The organism is Streptococcus gallolyticus subsp. gallolyticus DSM 16831, from assembly GCF_002000985.1.
GTDB lineage: Bacteria > Bacillota > Bacilli > Lactobacillales > Streptococcaceae > Streptococcus > Streptococcus gallolyticus.
Window position 1 is genome coordinate 2,236,480 of the sequence record NZ_CP018822.1, and the last position, 17,934, is coordinate 2,254,413.

A 17,934-nucleotide genomic window follows, 5' to 3' on the forward strand; every position below is an offset into this window, starting at 1 on the left:
AATAAATTTTATTATTATTATAAGGTTTATTTATAACACACTGGCAAGATTTTATCTCATTTTTTTAATTAGCACAAATAATATGCTCTTAAAATAGCAAAATAAATAATATCGCATTAACCTATGTTAATGTTATGAGAAAAACTTAACATGGATTTATCATATTGAGATATTTATTAACATAAAAAACGAACTCAATTGAGTCCGTTCGTTATATAGCTTTCCTAATTCATTTAACTATCTTCAAAGAATTTTTTTAGTTGCTCAATAATACCTTTATAAACATTTCTATCAACTTGTGGACGATAATTAATTTCTTTTTGAGCTAAGTAATTCGCAACGCGGTTGGCGTGTTTTTTACGGTAGTGCTTACTTGTTATGATAAAGATATACATTAGTAAAACGACACAAATAGGAGTCGCAAGAAATGGTGCAATATAAATCGGCTTAATCTGCACAGCATCTGATATGACATTTGCATCACCATCAGAATTGGCAATACGATGCCCACGAACCAAGAGGCGGTGAGTATTGATTCCATATGGGGTACAGGTAACTAAAGTCACGTAATCTTGGTCAGGATCAATGGTTAAATTAGATAAATCTGTTGGTTCTACCACACGAATCTGATCCACTTCATACGTCAAAGTTTCGTTGAGAACATGAATAGTAAAGGTATCCCCTTCACGTAACTGATCCAAATCTGAGAACAACTTAGCCGATGGCAAACCACGATGCCCTGATAGAACGCTATGTGTTCCTTTTCCACCGACAGGCAAGGAAGTTCCCTCCAAATGCCCAATAGACGTTTGCAAAACAGATTCATCTGTGCCGTGGAAAATGGTCAGCTTAACGTTAATTTTGGGAATATCAATGTAGCCCATAGAACCATCATTATTAAAATTAAGTTCTTTTTCATAGGCTGCCTTATCCTCATCTGAAAAATTCCAATCCATACCATGCGTTGCATTATACTGCTTGGCACTTGCCAAAATGCGTTTATAGTCTTCTGTTGACATCTTGGACACACTTTTAGTGTATGACATAATAGCTTCAGACTGATGAAAAGAATTCCAGTAGTCACTGATAGTCGGATAGGTCAGTAACCCTAAGCCCATGATAAAAATAAATGGCAAAGCGAATTTAGAAAGTTTTTGCTTTAGCCAGATCATCAGCTGACCACCTCCCTTCTCTGTGCTCTGTATGTTCCTCTCTTTAAACTTAGTCCCAATAAGTATGAGAACTAGATTTAAAGAGAAAATCTTCGGAAAAAGTGATTAAGCCAAACCTTCCGAAGATAACTCTATTTGATAAAATTACATATTATTCATGCGACGTTTTGAAATCATGAAAATTAAGGCACCAATGAGTAATATTGAACCAACAAGATAGAATACCTTAGTACCAAATGACCCTGTTGAAGGCAATTCTGCACCAGCTTTATTGATAACATTTGAAGTATTTGTTTCTGTTGATGAGATTGTTACTTCTTTACGTTCTGTCAGAATGTTGTAACCGTTAGGCGCTTTAGTTTCTTCAAGATAATATTTCGTATCATCCCCTTTAAGACCTTTGATAATAGCTGAACCAGCTTCAATTTCAGTACCTTCTTCACTTGCTTCTGCAACACGATAAACTCCATCAGATACTTTCACGACTTTAATTTCGTTACCATCTGTTGCAGCGTCATAAAGTTTGAATGTTGCACCAGTCAATTGATTACTTGACGTATCAACTTTGTTTAAAGTAAACTGGTAAGTTTTAACCTCAGTCGTATCGGTTGGTTTGTCAGGATTGACTGGTGTAGGATCTTCATTAGGGTTATCAGCTGTATTATAGCCAATAGTTGCTGAGTTGGTTGCAGCAGCGTCAGCAGCACCTTTTGTAACAGTAGCATTGTAGGTAATCACAACCGTTGAAGGTGAGTTGTAGATGGTTTTCCCAGCAGTATCTGCCCATGTGAGAACGATTGTCATTTTGCCAGAATCATCGACTTGTGTATCAACATTAGTCGTAACTGTTTGGTCACCAACTTTTACAACTACTGTTGATTTATCAATGCTTAAATTTGTTGGTGTATCAATAATAGTATACTTCGTGATTTGTTTTGAATCTGTTTCAGTTGTAACATAGTTAGTTGCTTCAAATTTGATTTGATAGTTTACTGTGTCACCAACTTTGGCAGTTGTGCTATCAACAGTTTCACCATTCACAAGGATGTGTTTACCACCGCCATTATTGTCATCTGGGATATTTGGTGCAGTGGTATTTTTATCTTTGATTGTCGCATCTGGATTTGTGCTATCAACTGTGATCGTCGCACCGAGTGATGATTGCACATAGTAGTAACCATAGGCAAGGTTGGTAAATGTGACAGTGTTGTCAGCAGCGACAGCTGTAGCTGCTTGGGTACCAAAGCTAGCTGCCCATGTTTTGAAGGCATCAGATGACACATCTGCATTTTCCTTAGCAGTGACATTGCCCTTGGCATCTACTTCAAACCAAGTTGAACCGTCTCCAAGGGAAGTTTTACCACTTGGTAATTTGTAAGAGATGGCACCATTGCCATCAACAGTTGCATCAAAGAGTTTATAAACCGTGTAGGTTTGCCCTTGAGAAGCATTATTGATAGTGATTGTTGCTGATCCACCAGCACCTGAGTCAACTGTTTGTGCACTTACTGCACCACACACAAAGACCAACGCGAGGAGGGTCAAAAAGGGAGTTAAAATCTTTTTAAGGTTATTCATGAGAATCCTCTTTCTTTTCATAATGATAATTTTAGAAAAAAACTGTAAAAGTTAGGCTAGAATCAAGCCCTTAACGTATTTTAGGAGTTCTTAAGGCAAATCACTCCTTTCACGATGTTTCTGATATTGACGATAAGCCAGAGTAACCAACATCAGAGCTAGTCCGGCTAACACGTAAAACATACGACCGCTACCACCCGTATGAGGTAGTGCCTTTCCAGTCTCATTAGCAATTTGAATACGTGTACTATAACTACTATTTCCCTCCAAGACTTTCACATTCTCTAAGTTAGAAATAGTATTCCCATTTTCATCTGTTAGGGAAATGGCAAAGCTAGACTGACCATTCTCTGCTTGGCTTTCTGTTACAGCAAAATAAACTGAGTTATCAAGGATAACATAGCCATCGGGCGCCGCTGTCTCTGTGATACGGTAACGACCAGTATTTAGACCAACGGGAATAGTCACACCATCAGTTGAAGTGATAGTCAAATCCGATACGCCATCAATAGATGTCCAAGTATTGCCGTTCCACTTGCTAATCTCAAACTTACCACCTGTCAAGGCTGTCCAATCCGTCTTGGTCTTTTGAATATTGACCGTTGGTGTCACAGTCAAGCGACCATAGACTGTGGCAATGTTATAGTTAGACAGTTTGGTAGCAGCATTCATAGCTGTATAAGTGAAAGTATTGTCAGACGAGCCAGTAGCTGTTTGACTACCTGTTACATCATAGAGCAGACCCTCACCCGTCACAAAACCTGTGTCAGCTGTTGGCTCACTAGCAGTTACTGTTTGGGCTGTTAAAGCCATACCATCATAACCTTTTTCAGCAGTCGCCGAGGTCAAGATAACAGGACGTGGCTTAATCAGCAGGCGACCGTCACTTACTTGGAAAGTTACCTCAAAGTTAGCATTGCTATTGGTAAATTTACCTTGTAGAGTCAGATTATAGGTGCCAGCATCCGTTGCCGACAAGGTCTTGTCACCTGTAAATCTGATGTCGCTTTCTTTGTAAAGACCACTACTATCGTTAATGACCAAGTCGTCATAACTGATACTTTCTGCTACACCGTCGTAGGTCTTTTCCTTATCTTGACCATTGACGATAACGGTGACAGGTTGTTTATTAACCGTTAAAGTACCCGCGACATAGATGATATTATAGTAATAATTCCGCGCCTTGCCAGTTGAACTGCTAACCAAGGCGATGCTTGGTGTCACCGCACTAGATCCCGCGTCTATCTGACTACCTGTGAAGGAAATCCCTGTCAAACTATCATCTGTTTCCAGTAATTCTTTGTAGCTATCTTTGAGGTCAGTCAAGCCACTATTTTCCAAAGCGATGCCGTCATAATTTTTTTCCTTGCTGACAGCTTCGATGTAAAGATCTTTTTGATAATAGAGATTAATGGTGATGTTATCGCCCTTGTCAATCTTGTAATTAACTTTGTTCTTATCACCATTGCTATCTTCAGACTGAGCATAAGTGTAGCCACTAATAGTCTTGTGAGTGACAGTATATTGACTTGGTTTCTTGCGTGTTGTGTTCAAAGGTGCTTGCCCCACAATCGGATTGCCATCCATATCTAGATAATTAACCGTGATATGAGCCGTGTCGTAAGGTACGTAGTAGAAAGTGATAACGTTGTTATCTGAACTTGAGGTCAAGGTCAGGCTTTCAACATCTGTCAGAGCATAGTAGTCATCCAGTTGTTCAGGCATCGTGCCGAGTTGACTAGCCAGATAGCCTTTATCAACTGTAACCGCACTTTCTTTAACTGAAATCGTGCTACCGTCCACTGTCACCGACTTGCTTTCAGCGACTTTCACTGTCGGATTGTCCTGCAAAACATAGTCGACACGATAAGACACTTGAGCAGACTTCTTGGTGTAGTAGAAAGTGATGATATTGTTGTCGGCATCATAATCAAGCACAACGCTCTTGCTATTAGCATCTGGGCGGTAACCCGTAATAGCTAAAGCACTCTCACTAACCACTTGTTGGTAATTTAGCGCAGGACTGGTAACTGTTTTATCCGCTGCTAGTTGATTGTTATTATTGTCCGCGTCAAGATAACGCACTGTGTAGGTCAATGGTTTCAAGGACCAATGAGCGTAAAGTGTGGTATCTGAGGTTACTGGTTGTGACCAATCGTAGCGTTCACCACCTTCTTTTGCTGTGTACCAGCCATCAAAATTATAATATTGACGACTTGGATCTGCTACCGAAGTTGCTGTTTTGTATTTTTCAACTTCTTGTGTCGTAGGCGCTACTCCATCGCCACCATTCAAATCAAAAGTCACATTAAAAGTTGGCGCAACCCACTTGGCATAAAGGACTAGGTTATGGGAAGGCATAGTATCAAAGGTATAAGGCACCGTCAAACCAGCATCCGTATACCAACCTCCCCAAGTGTAATCAGCATCAATACCTGACGGACGTTCAGGCGTATAGTTATAGGTTGAAGAGTTAATATTTTGCTCAAATGGAATGCTAGAAATGGTATTTATATTACTACCATTATAGTAATAATCAATACTGTAAGTATTTCTATCATAATAGAAACGGTAGTAGTAATTATTTGTGTTATAGCCATTATCATTCCAATAACCAGAACTATAATAACCCGCTGGTGTTGTCGTTCTCAATGTAAAACCGTCAATGTCCTTACCGCTTAAACTATCATTAGATCGATATAATGACTGACTGTACGAAGAATTAGTATAAACACTAGTATTATCAGCATCTTGTAAATAATAATTCACATAGTACAAACTCAACCCACTTTGCCAATAAGCGACAAAAGTTTTTTCATTGTTAGTGTTCATTCCTTTTTCAATCATATCTTTTGTTACTTCATAGCGTTTGGTAACATAAAATATTCTATCAGAGGAATTATACCAACCTTTAAATTGATATGTTGTTCTCCCGCTGGTTACACTATTGACAGATGTGGGCCATTGTGATGAAATATCCTGACCTAAAACAACATTTGAAATTCTATATTGACTACTTGTATATGACGTTCCATTGACAGTCATACTTCCAGAAGTTGAGCCAACTTGATAACTATTGACATTTAAAAGTGTACCATTCAAATTAAATACAAAGGTATATCTTACTAAACTATAATACACTTTCAGCACCGATGTACCGTCAGCTGCAATCGTAACATTAGAGTTAGCATTCATACCATAGGCGCTTTCACGTTCGTATCCTGTTGGAACTGTTGTCAAGTCAGGAGCTTCATCAGCTTGAACGGTAGCACCAACCTTTCCACTAGCTGATACAGCACTATCATAAACATAACTCGTTGTTCCCGTAGCATTATTATAAACTTCTTTATAGTAGTTTATGGTGTAATTAACAGTATTAGCTTTCCATTCTGCATAGAGTGTCTTATCGCTATCCAGCGTAATCGTTCCACTGGTTTTAGCAGTGTCTGATAAATCTTCCTTTTCATGCCAACCAACAAAGGTGTAGCCCGTTTTTGTCGGCACATTATCGGTCAGACTAACTTTACTTTCGTATAGACCTGTCTGATAAGGGATATAAGAGCCACCGTTGGTATTATAGGAAAGCGTGTAGCTGTTGCGTGTGTAATAAACATAGAGATTTTGTCCCTGTGAGTGTGTCAATTTTGTCGCTTCTGTTTTTTCAAAAATAGCATAATCATAAGACAAGACTTGAGGGCTTACTGTAGAACCTAGAACACCGTGATTGGTAACACTCTGAATCTCAGTATAGTCATCACCTGTTAAATTTTTCAACATATAATATACTGTATACTCGGCGGTATAAGGCACGTACTGTAAATTGATGGTCACCTTACCATCAATATTTCCATCTAACTCATCCTTAATTGCCAAATCACCTGACTTGAGTTCAATAACTGCTTCTTGTGGGTAATAAATTGCATCAGCGGTTAAAGTACTATCTTCTTCTCTTTTAACTTCAGTTGAGGTAGGTGGAGTAATTTGATAGGGAGTATCCCGTTCTTCCAATTGGAAGATTTCCTTATCAAAGGTGACGTCCTGATTGGCACTATTATTGTGATAATAGTAATTTACGGTAACCGTATAAATTGAAATCTCCGTAAAAACTGCCTTAACCGTCAAATCACTGGTCACAATCGTATCTGCTGTGACAGTTTCATGCGTCTCTGCATTTTCCCAATGATCAAAACGATACCCTGATTTGAAAGGAGTTTCTGGCAGAATTGTTAATGCTGTCCCAGCCTCAATTTGCGTTGAAGTGATTTCGCTATCGTCATTGTAGAAGGTCACGGTGTAACTCTGTGACGTCGTCTCTGTTTCTGTTGTGCTCTCCACGGAAGCGTCAACATCCGTTCCTGTTGATGAACTATTTAATATTGAATCATCAGATGTACTAGTATCAACTAAAGCAAAATCAGAAAAACTATCACTATTAAATGTAACTGTTGTTACCTGATTACCATCACCTGCCACTTCAGCATCCAATACTTCTGTTGAACCATCCGTTTTGATATGAACAACTTTTAGATTATCTTTATTAGCCTCAAAACTATCCTTTTGAGTAATGGTCACCTTCACAGAAGCAGACGGCTCCACTTCAGCATCACCTTGCATGAAAGCAATATCATAAAGCCTAATATTTGCCACAGTATTTAAAGACAAAGTGTCTTGTATTTTTTGTAGTTTACTCTGGTAAGTATCATCCTCTGGCTTAACTTGGTTAACTTCAAGTGCCACACTTTCTGGTAATTTAGCCTCAGCTGTTATATCAGCTGTTACTTGATAATTTTTATCATCTGCAATCAAAGTCGTATCTGTAGTAACTAGCTGTTCATCTTGGCTAGACACATTCGTCTCAGAAACAGCCTGCGAGTCTGAATTTTCTGTGCTTGTTGTATTGTCATCTACACTGCCAGACTGTTCCGTATTAATACCAGGCGTTTGATTGGCAGCATTACTATCTAAAGTCAATGCTGGCAATATCAAAGCATAGGTCGTCACAAAGACGACAATTACAGCAATAGCACCAATTACTTTCTTATACTTAGCCTTGAACTGAGCTAAATATTCTCTCCTAAAAAATTTCTTCATAAATTCTCATCCTCCTTTCTCATATTAACTAATAAAGCCACTATTCAATGATTCCCATTTCTGAAAGAGGCCAAACTTTAAAAACTAAACGTCCAACAATTTGCTCATCTGAAACCGCTCCGATAGAAGTATTTCGTGAATCAATCGACACTTCACGGTTATCCCCCATAACAAAAATACGATCTTCTGGTACTTGATAAGGAAAGGTAATATTGGTTTTACCATAGGCTTTCTTACTCAAGTAGGGCTCATTCAGTTTTTTTCCATTAACATAAACATTTCCTTTTTCATCCATATCAACCCAATCACCAGACTCTGCAATTACGCGCTTCACTAAAATATTATTATTATAATAAAAGGCAACAACATCACCAGTCTCAAAATTACCACTCTTGACAGAGACAACTATATCTCCGCTATTCAAAGTTCCCTTCATAGACTTGCCGTAAATACGTAAAATTGGTAAAAATAGTATTGCAACCAGTACAGCAAAGGCAGCAACCACAATTAACATAAAAGTAGTGCTTCTAAACATTTCCAAAAAGTTTTTACGGTATTGTGCTGATTTATAAGCTTGTTCAATAACAGTCGTCTCAGGGAGAGGATGTGGTTTAGTGGATTTATTTTTCTTCATCATCATTCTCCGTAATATTTTTAAGATAAATATCAGCAGCTTTCTGCGCCTCCTCAAAAATTTTAGTTAATTTGAGAGCGGCATCTGCCAATGATCCTGCTTCTTGGATGATAATTTGCTTATTTTCTAACTTTTGTTGAGTTTCTATTAACTCTTGTTTTAATCTGTCAATTTCTTTACTTTGTGCTAATAAAATCTCATAGAGTTCTATCTTTTTTAATTGTTTCAGTGTACGTTCATTCATAGAGTTCTTTACCTTTTCATATAAAATCATTGCTATTTAAGAGACACAAAAAGTCACTTTTTCGTATAACTATTATATAGATACACGAAAAAGTGACTTTTAAAATAAATAACTGTACGCCAAAAAAAGCCTTTTTAGACTCTGCTCTGCTCTGCTCTGCTCTGCTCTGCTCTGCTCTGCTCTGCTCTGCTCTGCTCTGCTCTGCTCTGCTCTGCTCTGCTCTGCTCTGCTCTGCTCATGGTAGCAAGCCCCCTTTCCTCTGTCAATAGTTTTTCTACTTTTTATCAAATATTTATATATTTATAACTTGTTCACATTTTTTCACATTAACAATAAACAAGTTTAAACTAGCAGAAATTAATTGTCAATAATTATGACTTATGTTTTTTAAGTAAACGACATCACATTAACATATGTTATTTATATGAGAAAAACTTAACACAGGTTTATTATAAAGAGGTACTTTTTGCATCATTTTATTGCAACACAAAAAAATTGAGTCAAACAACGATAACGGCAAAGCAACCATCAGTGTTTGACTCACTCTTTTTAGAATATAACACCTATTTTTTACTTAGAAATAATTTCCAAATATTATTCATTTCTATTTTACTAAAATTATCTATCTGTAACGTAAAGCAACCAAGGAAATTTTCCTTGGTTATCCTCACTTATTTGATACATTCAAAATAAACCATTGACCCTTCTGTATGGAGATTTATTTTTGAATATAAATTTTCTAACAAATCTTTTAGCTGTTTTTCTGTTTGAAATGGTGGGGTAAACCAACCTTCCTTGGAAAGAATATTTTTTACTAGCCAATCTGTAATTTTTGATTTCCCTTTGATATAGAAACAAGCAATAAATTTACCACCAGGCTTCACCACGCGCCATATCTCTTGAAAAGCTTGGTTTTTATCTGGAAAGGCATGAAAGCCATTCATACTCAAAACAATATCACAAGAGCTATTTTCTAAGCGTTTTTTGGCTTGTAAAATCATATCCTCACTGTAATCAAGGCAGATAATATTAGCATTTAACAGTCTCTTCCATTTTTCCTGCGTAAAAACCGCAGTTCCTACAGGAACATCTAGCAAAACACCACTAAAATCCTCTGGAATATAGTCAAGAATCACTCTGGCAATTTTATTATCGTCCACTCCGCTCCAAAACAACTTGATATAAAGCTTGCTAAAAAGACTTCTTTGTGTCAAAACATCATCATAAATCCCTTTTGAAGCACGGTATGCTTTTTTTATTTTATCTGCCATATGGTAACCCCCTTTAAGACTTGTTGTTTCTGCGATATTCTTAAGGTCTCATACTAGGAATTTGAAAGAAAACTTTTTATTTATATCTTCTCTTTATTATAACATATTGAACATAGGCAATGATTTCTTAGCTAGTTTCAATTCTCTCGAAGAATTCAGAAAAATTTGCGCAAGCGTTTGCCTCTTCGCATTTATTTTGTATAATAAATATAAACGAAACATTAAAAAAGAAGAGCTGGATGCCTATGTTGACATATCTATGGAAATTTAAAAAAGAAAATCTACTTTTGCTTGCTATCATCATTTTCTGGGTTATTTCTAATGTCATGAGTTCGCTATCCTTAACATGGATGTTGAATTCATTGATAAAAAGTAAATGGGATAGCTTTGTTTTTTGGAGCGTGATTGATATTCTTTGTTGGGGAGGATACAGTATTTTTCAGATTTGGAAAGATTCCTTGAAAGAAAAGCTGTGTCAGGAAGAAGTCAATCTTATTCGTAATGATTTATTAGATTCTTTAATTAGTCATTCATATGCAGGTAACTCTCATCATAGCAAGGACGAATACAATTCATGGTTAATTAATGACATGAATTTATTAAAAGATAACGGTTTTAATCAGTTATACAGCGCCATTGAAAGTATTATAACTGTGCTATTTAACGCTTTTGCTATCATTTATTTTCATTGGCTACTACTTGCGGTTAGTATTTTAATGACTGCTTTAGTTTACTTTCTTCCTAAAATTTTTGAAAATAATATTGCGCAAGAAACGGAGGCTGTCTCATCTGATTTGACCGTTGCTTTAAATCGTACAAGTGATTATTTAAGTGGTTTTGACATTTTTTTCCACAATAATCAAACTGCTTACTTTAAAAATCGCATTTTAGCAGACTTTTCCACAGTGGTAAAATCCAAGGTTAAGTTGGCAAGAAGCTCTAGTACGGCTAATTCTCTTTCATTGATGTCAAGTGTTGTGGCACAAGTAATTATTTTTATGGTTACTGGTTATCTAGTCATTAAGGGGGAAATCACTACGGGGGTTATTTTCTCAATTGCCAATCTAACCAGTTGCCTATTCAACTACACCAGAGGAGCTGCTTATAACATTGTTACCTTTAAAGCGACCTTTAAATTGCTAGAGAAATATCCTAAAAAAGTAAGTATTGAGAATCTCGATACTGTAACTAACTTTAATCAAGAATTGGTTACTCACGATTTGTGTGTCACTTTTGAAAATGGCAATAGCATCACCTATCCTAATATTACGATTAAGAAAGGAGAAAAAGTTGCTATTGTTGGCGGATCGGGCGCTGGAAAATCAACGTTAATCCGAGTATTAACAGGAGAATTGACCCGCTATGACGGTGATATTGTGATTGATAATCATCATTACAAAGATACGCTGCTAGAAAGTTTGCAAACTATTTTTGCCTTGATTCCTCAAAAACCACATATTTTTAAAGAATCTTTACTTGATAATCTGACCCTTGGTCGTTCTGTGGATAAAGAGCAGTTTGAAAAAGCTTTATCACTGTCACATGTGGACAACTTTATCGAGGGACGTTTGAATCAAATCTACAACGATGACTTGTCTGGTGGACAAAGAGCAAGAATCTCTATTGCCCGTGAATTAATTGGTAACAAACCAATACTCATCATAGACGAGGGTGTTTCAAACCTAGACAAAACGACCGCTATTAATATTGAACGACGTCTGCTTCAAACCAAAGAACTAACAATTATCATGATTACACATCATCTCTATGACGAAAATAGAGCACTATTTGACCAAATTATCGAGATATAGGATATATTTACGAGGAAAGCTAGTAGAAAATACAGCCTTTATACCGTACAAAACAGGTACTTATTAGTACCTGTCAGATTGAAGAAAAGTCCATTTTGGATATTTTTCTTCAATCTTTTTTCTTTTTGTTAAAAAATAAAAACTCTTAGAAACGCCGTTATATCAGCATTTTTAAGAGTTTGTTCAAATCGGTAGACACACTCTAAATTTACAATATTTATACTGCTGAGAGGGGTTGTCTGCGCTCTACACTACAACTATGGTTATCAACTAGCTGACAGTACTTGGTAATTTTAAAAATAAAGTATTTCTGAACTGATAGTATTAATATCTTTATTACTATTAGCACATGCAAACGTATTTCTTCATATTCCAGATACTTAAGCGTTTAGACTTTTACAATAAAATAGGTTTTAATTTCTATTAGGATACATTGTTTACCTAATGTCACTTCATAAAAGATTGTTTTGGAGATATGAAAAAGCTAACTAAGAAGATAAAGGATGAGGTTAAAACGATACTAGAGCCTACTGCTATATTAAACGTGTAGCCTAAAAATAACCCTACAATCGAAGTAATCGCTCCAATTCCTGATGATAGGAGTACCATCACCTTAAGACTATTCACATAAAGATAGGCTGTTGCTGCGGGGGTAATCAGCATTGCTACAATTAAAATAGTCCCTACGCTCTGCATCGCTGTTACAGAAACTAAAGTTAATAGTACCATCAAAAGATAGTGAAAAAATTTGACATTCATCCCCATTGATTCCGCTAAAATTGGATCAAAAGAGGTTACTAACAATTCTTTGAAAAAAATAATAAGAAACCCTATTACAATTCCTGAAATAACTATAGTAACCCATTTATCACTATCTTGTACGGCTAAAAGATTTCCAAATAGAATATGAAAGAGGTCTGTTGAACTGTTGGCTACTCCTATCAGAATAACACCCAACGCTAGAAAAGAAGAAAACGTAATACCAATAGCTGTATCCCCCTTAATAACACTATTTTCTTTAATAAAAGTTATGATGAAAGAAGCTAATATACCGAAGATAACTGCTCCAATAAAAAAGTTAATTCCTAAAATAAAAGATATAGCTACTCCGGGTAATACTGCATGTGAGATTGCATCTCCCATCAGTGACATTGAACGTAAAATAATAAAGCAGCCAATAGCTCCTGAAACAATTCCAATAACAACAGCCGTTATCAAAGCATTTTGTAAAAAATGATAGGTCATTAAATCGTTAATAAATTCCATAAATCCCCTCTTATAATACAACAATCGAATCCCCATAAGCTTTTTTTAAAGCATCAGGAGTAAAAGTAGTAGCTACGTTCCCATAGCCTACCAACTTTTTATTCAAAATGACTACTTTATCAAAGTAATCCACTACCTTACTTAAATCATGATGAACAATCACAATCGTTTTTCCCTCTCTTCTTAGTGATTGCAATAAATTCATAATAATTTGTTCACTCACTAGGTCTATCCCAACAAATGGTTCATCTAGAAAAAGAATATCTTGCTCTTGAATCAAACATCGAGCAATTAACATTCGTTGAAATTGTCCCCCGGATAAAGTGGAAATAGGGTGATTACTAAATTCTTCTAACTTTACTTGCCTTAAAACATTCTCAACCTTTCCCCACTCTTTTTTGCTTAAATGTCGAAAAAGTCCAACTCGTTGATAAGTACCAAGGGATACGCACTCCTTAACAGTAATAGGAAAATGATAGTCAACATGACTTTTTTGCTCAACATAAGCCACTTTCCCACGTAAACTATTAACTCTTTCGTGTGAAATAGTAATCATTCCTGTACAAGAAACCAACCCTAATAGTGCCTTCATAAAAGTTGATTTCCCTGCACCATTTGGTCCAATAACACCAATAATATTTCCTTCTTCTAAAGTAATTGACACATTAGCTAAGGCTTCATAATCATTATTATAAATAACATTTAATCCTTGTATCTCTATCATTTGTCTCCTTTCATAGTTTCATCAACTTTATCATACATATCATCACTGAGATAATCCTTCGGCTATCTTATCTAAATTCCACTTCATCATACTATAATAGCTGTCCCCTTCTTCACCTTTATTAGCAATAGAATCCGTAAAAATTTTTGAATAGATACTAATTCCTGTTTCTTTAGAAATTGTTTTCATTGGACGGTCATCAACACTTGACTCCACAAATAATGCTGACGGCGTTGGTCCTTCTTTTAATTTCCTAACTAAGCTAGTAGTCTGCTCAGGTGTTCCTTCTTCCTCAGTATTAATTTCCCAAATATAGGCTGATGGCACGCCATACGCTTTAGAAAAATATTTAAAACATCCTTCACTTGTAACAATTAATTTTTTATTTTCTGGGATTTTTGAAAATTTTTGCTTAGCTTCCTGATCTAATTTATCAAGTTTATTAATATAGCTAGTAAGATTTTTGGTATAAAATTCTTTATTTTTAGGATCTTTAGCTATCAATTGTTTCGCAATATTTTTTGCATAAATAATACCGTTTTCTAAGTTTAACCATGCATGTGGATCTTCTTTTCCTAAGTCATTCTTTCCCTCAAGATATATGACATCAATACCATCGCTTACCGCAAAATAGTCTTTATTAGCCTCTTTATGAGCATTTTTAACTAATTTGGTGAACCATGCATTTCCACCAGTCTCTAAATTGATACCGTTATAAAAAATAATATCTGAATTTGTTGTTTTTTTAACATCTTCAGGAAGTGGCTCATATTCATGTGGATCCTGACCAATAGGAACAATACTGTGTAAGTTTATTTTATCCTTACCAATGTTTTGAGTAATATCAGATAATATAGAATTAGTCACAACAACATTTAACTTATTCTTTTCTGATGTCCTTGTAGTAGCACATGCTCCCAAAATACATATTATTAGTAATAAACATATAAGTGATGTTATCTTTTTCATTATAGAACTCCCCGTAAAATATTTATTTTTAAAAATTAAGCACGCTTAATTTTATATTTAATATAACTTAATTACGTTGCAGTGTCAAATATTATTTAAAAATAAGTTGATCAAAATTTAGAACTTAAAAAAATGACTAGAACTTTCTAGTCATTTTTCAACTCACTACAGATAGCTTACATGGTTATTATATCATCTAAAAAATATTCAATCTTGCCAAAGAACAAGAATGAATATTTTTCCAGAAGTTGTTGAATTAATGTAAAAATTGGATAAGGATTCCTCCTAGGATGAGGACAATTGCGCCGCCTAGGCGGTTTGCCATTTGGGCAAAGGCAATCATTTCCATGCGGTCCGCCGCAGAAAGCACAGCGATATTTCCTGTGCCACCCATGGAATTGTTAATCATCCCAGCACCGATAGCTGTTTCGACTGGATACATACCGAGAACCTGTCCCAAAATCCAGCTAGCAAGTCCCATTGACACAACAGATGTTAAACTGATAAGGACAAATTGCCATGTCATGGCTTGCGCTAATGAACTCAAATCAATCATTGAAAGCCCAATACCTGCCAAAACAGCGTGTGTCAAGTTAGTCATAATCACACGATTAAACATAACCACTGCTTCTTCTAATGGTTTTGGTACAATATCAAGCGCTTTGAGAACAAAGACAATAATAATCATAAAGGCATAGCTGTGCACTTTTGGAATAAAGGCATTTAAGATAACGCCGATAAGGAAAAGGGCAAAGGCAAGCATCATTCCGACACCGATTTTTGTAGGGTCAAGCGGAGCTTCAGATTTTTTCAAATCGTCTTTGTCAACAGGGATGAGCACACCGTGCCCATTGAATTTGGTGTTAGCAAATCCACGCGCCAACACAATGGCACCGATAATGGCAAAAATATTTCCTAGCGTAGTTGCTGGGGCTAATTGTGACAAGATTGATGAGGCATCTGTGTGCAATCCAGCCGCATAGATTTTGGATAATGGCACAATTCCTGCACCCATTCCTCCTGCCATTTGGGCAAATGAAATGTACATGACAGAATGTCCAAAGCCTTGACCGAGCAAAGCCCCAACAGCACCAGTGGCAAAGAAACCGATAACCATTGATAAAAGAGCGACAGGAATGAATTTAGCAGAGGCTTTCACCAAAAGTTTGCGGTTCATTCCTAGAATTGAGCCACAAATAAGCGCTGCAATATAAAAATCTAGAAAGCCCCAATCACTCATAAAACTAGAAGTGGCTGAAACAACTGATTTTGGAATCAATCCTGTTGAAGCTAAGATTGCGGCTAACAGCAGAGTAAAGACTGACCCACCACCAAGGTAAGTATTCCAAAATGGTAATCGTTCACCAAGGAAGTAGAAAAGATGTCCTAAAACGACCAACATGAAAGTAATTCCAACCATGTTGAGCGGTAGTTTTCCCATTGCAATAACAACAGCTAAAATGATAACCAGAGCCGTATAAAGCGGAAGAGAAAGCCCCGCAATTTTGATATTAGATAACTTTTTCATACGAATGGTTATCCTCCTAAACTAATATTTTGGATACCATTTAAGGTCGCGAACAGCTTTAGCCATGTCTTTTTCTTCAGCTTGAGCTAAGCCTTGTTCTTGAGCTTTTTTAGCAACAGCTTCCGCAACTTTGATTGACACTTCAGCAACGTATTGGAATGGAGGAAGAACAGGTGCTCCTGGTTGACCTGGATCTACAAGACCACTAAGTGAGTGAGCTGCAGCACCAATCATTTCATCTGTAAGAAGTGATGCTTCAGAAGCCAACATACCAAGACCAAGACCTGGATAGATTAGGGCATTGTTTGCTTGACCGATTTGGTAATCAACACCTTTGTAGCTTACTGTACCTGAAGGCACACCAGTCGCAACGAAGGCTTTACCGTCTGACCATTCAATAACTTGTTGGGCTGTTGCTTCTAATTTCTTAGTTGGGTTAGAAATTGGGAAGATAACTGGGCGTTCAGTGTTTTCGCACATTGCTTCAACGACTTCTTTAGTGAAAGCACCAGCGTCTGTTGATGTTCCGACCAAGATTGTTGGTTTAACAGCTTTGATAACGTCAAGAAGTTTAGTCATGTCACCGCAATTTGCAAAATCTTCACGTTTTTTAGCAAATGGTTTTTGGGCAGGTGTCAAATCTTCCATATCGTCGAAAAGGAGACCTTGTTTGTCAATCATGAAGAAATGTTTGTAAGCTTCTTCTGATGAAAGTCCTTCTGAAACCATTTCAGCATGAACACGGTCAGCAATACCAGCACCAGCAGAACCACCACCGTAGCAAAGGTAAACTTGGTCAGTTAATTTTTCACCTGTGATGTCCATGGCACCAAAGATACCACCAAGAACAACGATACCAGTTCCTTGAATGTCATCGTTAAATGTTGGAATTTCTTTTTTGTATTTGTTAAGAATGTTGGCAGCATTTGAACGACCGAAATCTTCCCAGTGAAGGTACAATTTAGGGAACATATTTTCAGCAGTTTGAACGAATTTGTCGATAAATTCATAGTATTTATCACCAGTAACACGTTCGTGACGGTTACCAAGATACATTGGATTTTCCAAAAGTTCTTTACGGTTTGTACCAGCATCGATAACAAGTGGCATAACTGAAGCAGGGTCAATACCAGCAGCAGCTGTGTAAATCATCAATTTACCAACAGAAATATCCACACCTTGGACACCCCAGTCACCAATACCAAGAATTCCTTCGGCATCTGTCACAACGATTAAACGAATGTCGCGGTCACCAGCAGCATTTTTTAGTGTTTCTTCGATGTTTTCTGGGTGATTAATATCAAGGTAAGCAGCGTATTGTGGGTCAACATACAATTCACTATATTCTTCAATCGTTTCAGCGATAACTGGGTCATACACGATTGGGTTAAATTCAACGATGTGTTGGTTGAATAGGTAGTAGAAAAGCGTACGGTTTGTGTTGAAAATTTCCATTAAGAAATGGCGTTTTTCAAGATTTGATGGTTTACGCAAGAAATGTTGATAAGCTTGTTCAGCTTGTTCTTCGATTGTTTGAACGTAAGGTGGTAGAATACCAAGCAATCCTAGTTCTTTACGTTCTTCCATGGTAAAAGCAGTACCCTTATTTAAGAATGGGTTATTTAAAATATCATGTCCACGCATGA

At 36.6% G+C, this 17,934-nt stretch carries 12 protein-coding genes; 1 reads left to right on the forward strand and 11 read right to left on the reverse strand.

The features are described 5' to 3' along the window. Window positions 1-233: 233 nt before the first annotated feature. The 6 genes from BTR42_RS11155 to BTR42_RS11180 all read right to left on the reverse strand — a co-directional run bounded on the left by BTR42_RS11155 (window position 234) and on the right by BTR42_RS11180 (window position 9,990). Window positions 234-1,172 carry a class C sortase gene (locus BTR42_RS11155; protein ID WP_009855024.1) on the reverse strand — a complete coding sequence of 313 codons (939 nt, stop codon included), beginning with the start codon at window positions 1,170-1,172 and terminating at the stop codon, window positions 234-236. A gap of 144 nt (window positions 1,173-1,316) precedes the next feature. Next, the gene (locus tag BTR42_RS11160) at window positions 1,317-2,750 is read right to left on the reverse strand and encodes a SpaH/EbpB family LPXTG-anchored major pilin (protein WP_077497750.1); all 1,434 of its coding nucleotides are present in this window, start codon (window positions 2,748-2,750) and stop codon (window positions 1,317-1,319) included. A gap of 90 nt (window positions 2,751-2,840) precedes the next feature. Then, the gene (locus BTR42_RS11165; protein WP_077497753.1) at window positions 2,841-7,841 is read right to left on the reverse strand and encodes an InlB B-repeat-containing protein; all 5,001 of its coding nucleotides are present in this window, start codon (window positions 7,839-7,841) and stop codon (window positions 2,841-2,843) included. 40 nt (window positions 7,842-7,881) lie between these two features. Beyond that, window positions 7,882-8,475 carry a signal peptidase I gene (gene lepB / locus BTR42_RS11170; RefSeq protein WP_012962534.1) on the reverse strand — a complete coding sequence of 198 codons (594 nt, stop codon included), beginning with the start codon at window positions 8,473-8,475 and terminating at the stop codon, window positions 7,882-7,884. Then, window positions 8,462-8,719, reverse strand: coding sequence for a hypothetical protein (locus tag BTR42_RS11175; protein WP_012962535.1), 258 nt, complete (start codon window positions 8,717-8,719; stop codon window positions 8,462-8,464). Before BTR42_RS11175 ends, lepB begins: the two co-directional genes overlap by 14 nt. Before the next feature lie 671 nt (window positions 8,720-9,390). Beyond that, window positions 9,391-9,990 carry a class I SAM-dependent methyltransferase gene (locus BTR42_RS11180; protein WP_077497755.1) on the reverse strand — a complete coding sequence of 200 codons (600 nt, stop codon included), beginning with the start codon at window positions 9,988-9,990 and terminating at the stop codon, window positions 9,391-9,393. Between the two features lie 245 nt (window positions 9,991-10,235). Between BTR42_RS11180 and BTR42_RS11185 the strand changes: the two genes are divergently transcribed. Next, on the forward strand, window positions 10,236-11,801 hold the full coding sequence (locus BTR42_RS11185) for an ATP-binding cassette domain-containing protein (RefSeq protein WP_237394385.1): 1,566 nt from the start codon (window positions 10,236-10,238) through the stop codon (window positions 11,799-11,801). Window positions 11,802-12,248: 447 nt separating this feature from the next. Here the strand turns inward: BTR42_RS11185 and BTR42_RS11190 are convergent, their stop codons facing one another. The 5 genes from BTR42_RS11190 to BTR42_RS11210 form a co-directional block, all read right to left on the reverse strand. Next, a complete protein-coding gene (locus BTR42_RS11190; protein ID WP_099046302.1) occupies window positions 12,249-13,067 on the reverse strand; it encodes a metal ABC transporter permease in 819 nt (272 codons plus the stop codon). Between the two features lie 10 nt (window positions 13,068-13,077). Continuing rightward, window positions 13,078-13,791: a metal ABC transporter ATP-binding protein gene (locus BTR42_RS11195; protein ID WP_077497761.1), complete on the reverse strand. Its 714-nt coding sequence runs from the start codon at window positions 13,789-13,791 to the stop codon at window positions 13,078-13,080. Window positions 13,792-13,833: 42 nt separating this feature from the next. Next, window positions 13,834-14,760, reverse strand: a complete 927-nt coding sequence (locus BTR42_RS11200) for a metal ABC transporter substrate-binding protein (protein WP_009855033.1) — start codon at window positions 14,758-14,760, stop codon at window positions 13,834-13,836. Between the two features lie 256 nt (window positions 14,761-15,016). After that, window positions 15,017-16,288, reverse strand: a complete 1,272-nt coding sequence (locus tag BTR42_RS11205) for a 2-hydroxycarboxylate transporter family protein (RefSeq protein ID WP_012962539.1) — start codon at window positions 16,286-16,288, stop codon at window positions 15,017-15,019. 21 nt (window positions 16,289-16,309) lie between these two features. Beyond that, complete coding sequence (locus BTR42_RS11210) at window positions 16,310-17,932, reverse strand: malolactic enzyme (protein WP_009855036.1); 1,623 nt, start codon at window positions 17,930-17,932, stop codon at window positions 16,310-16,312. Window positions 17,933-17,934: the final 2 nt, after the last annotated feature.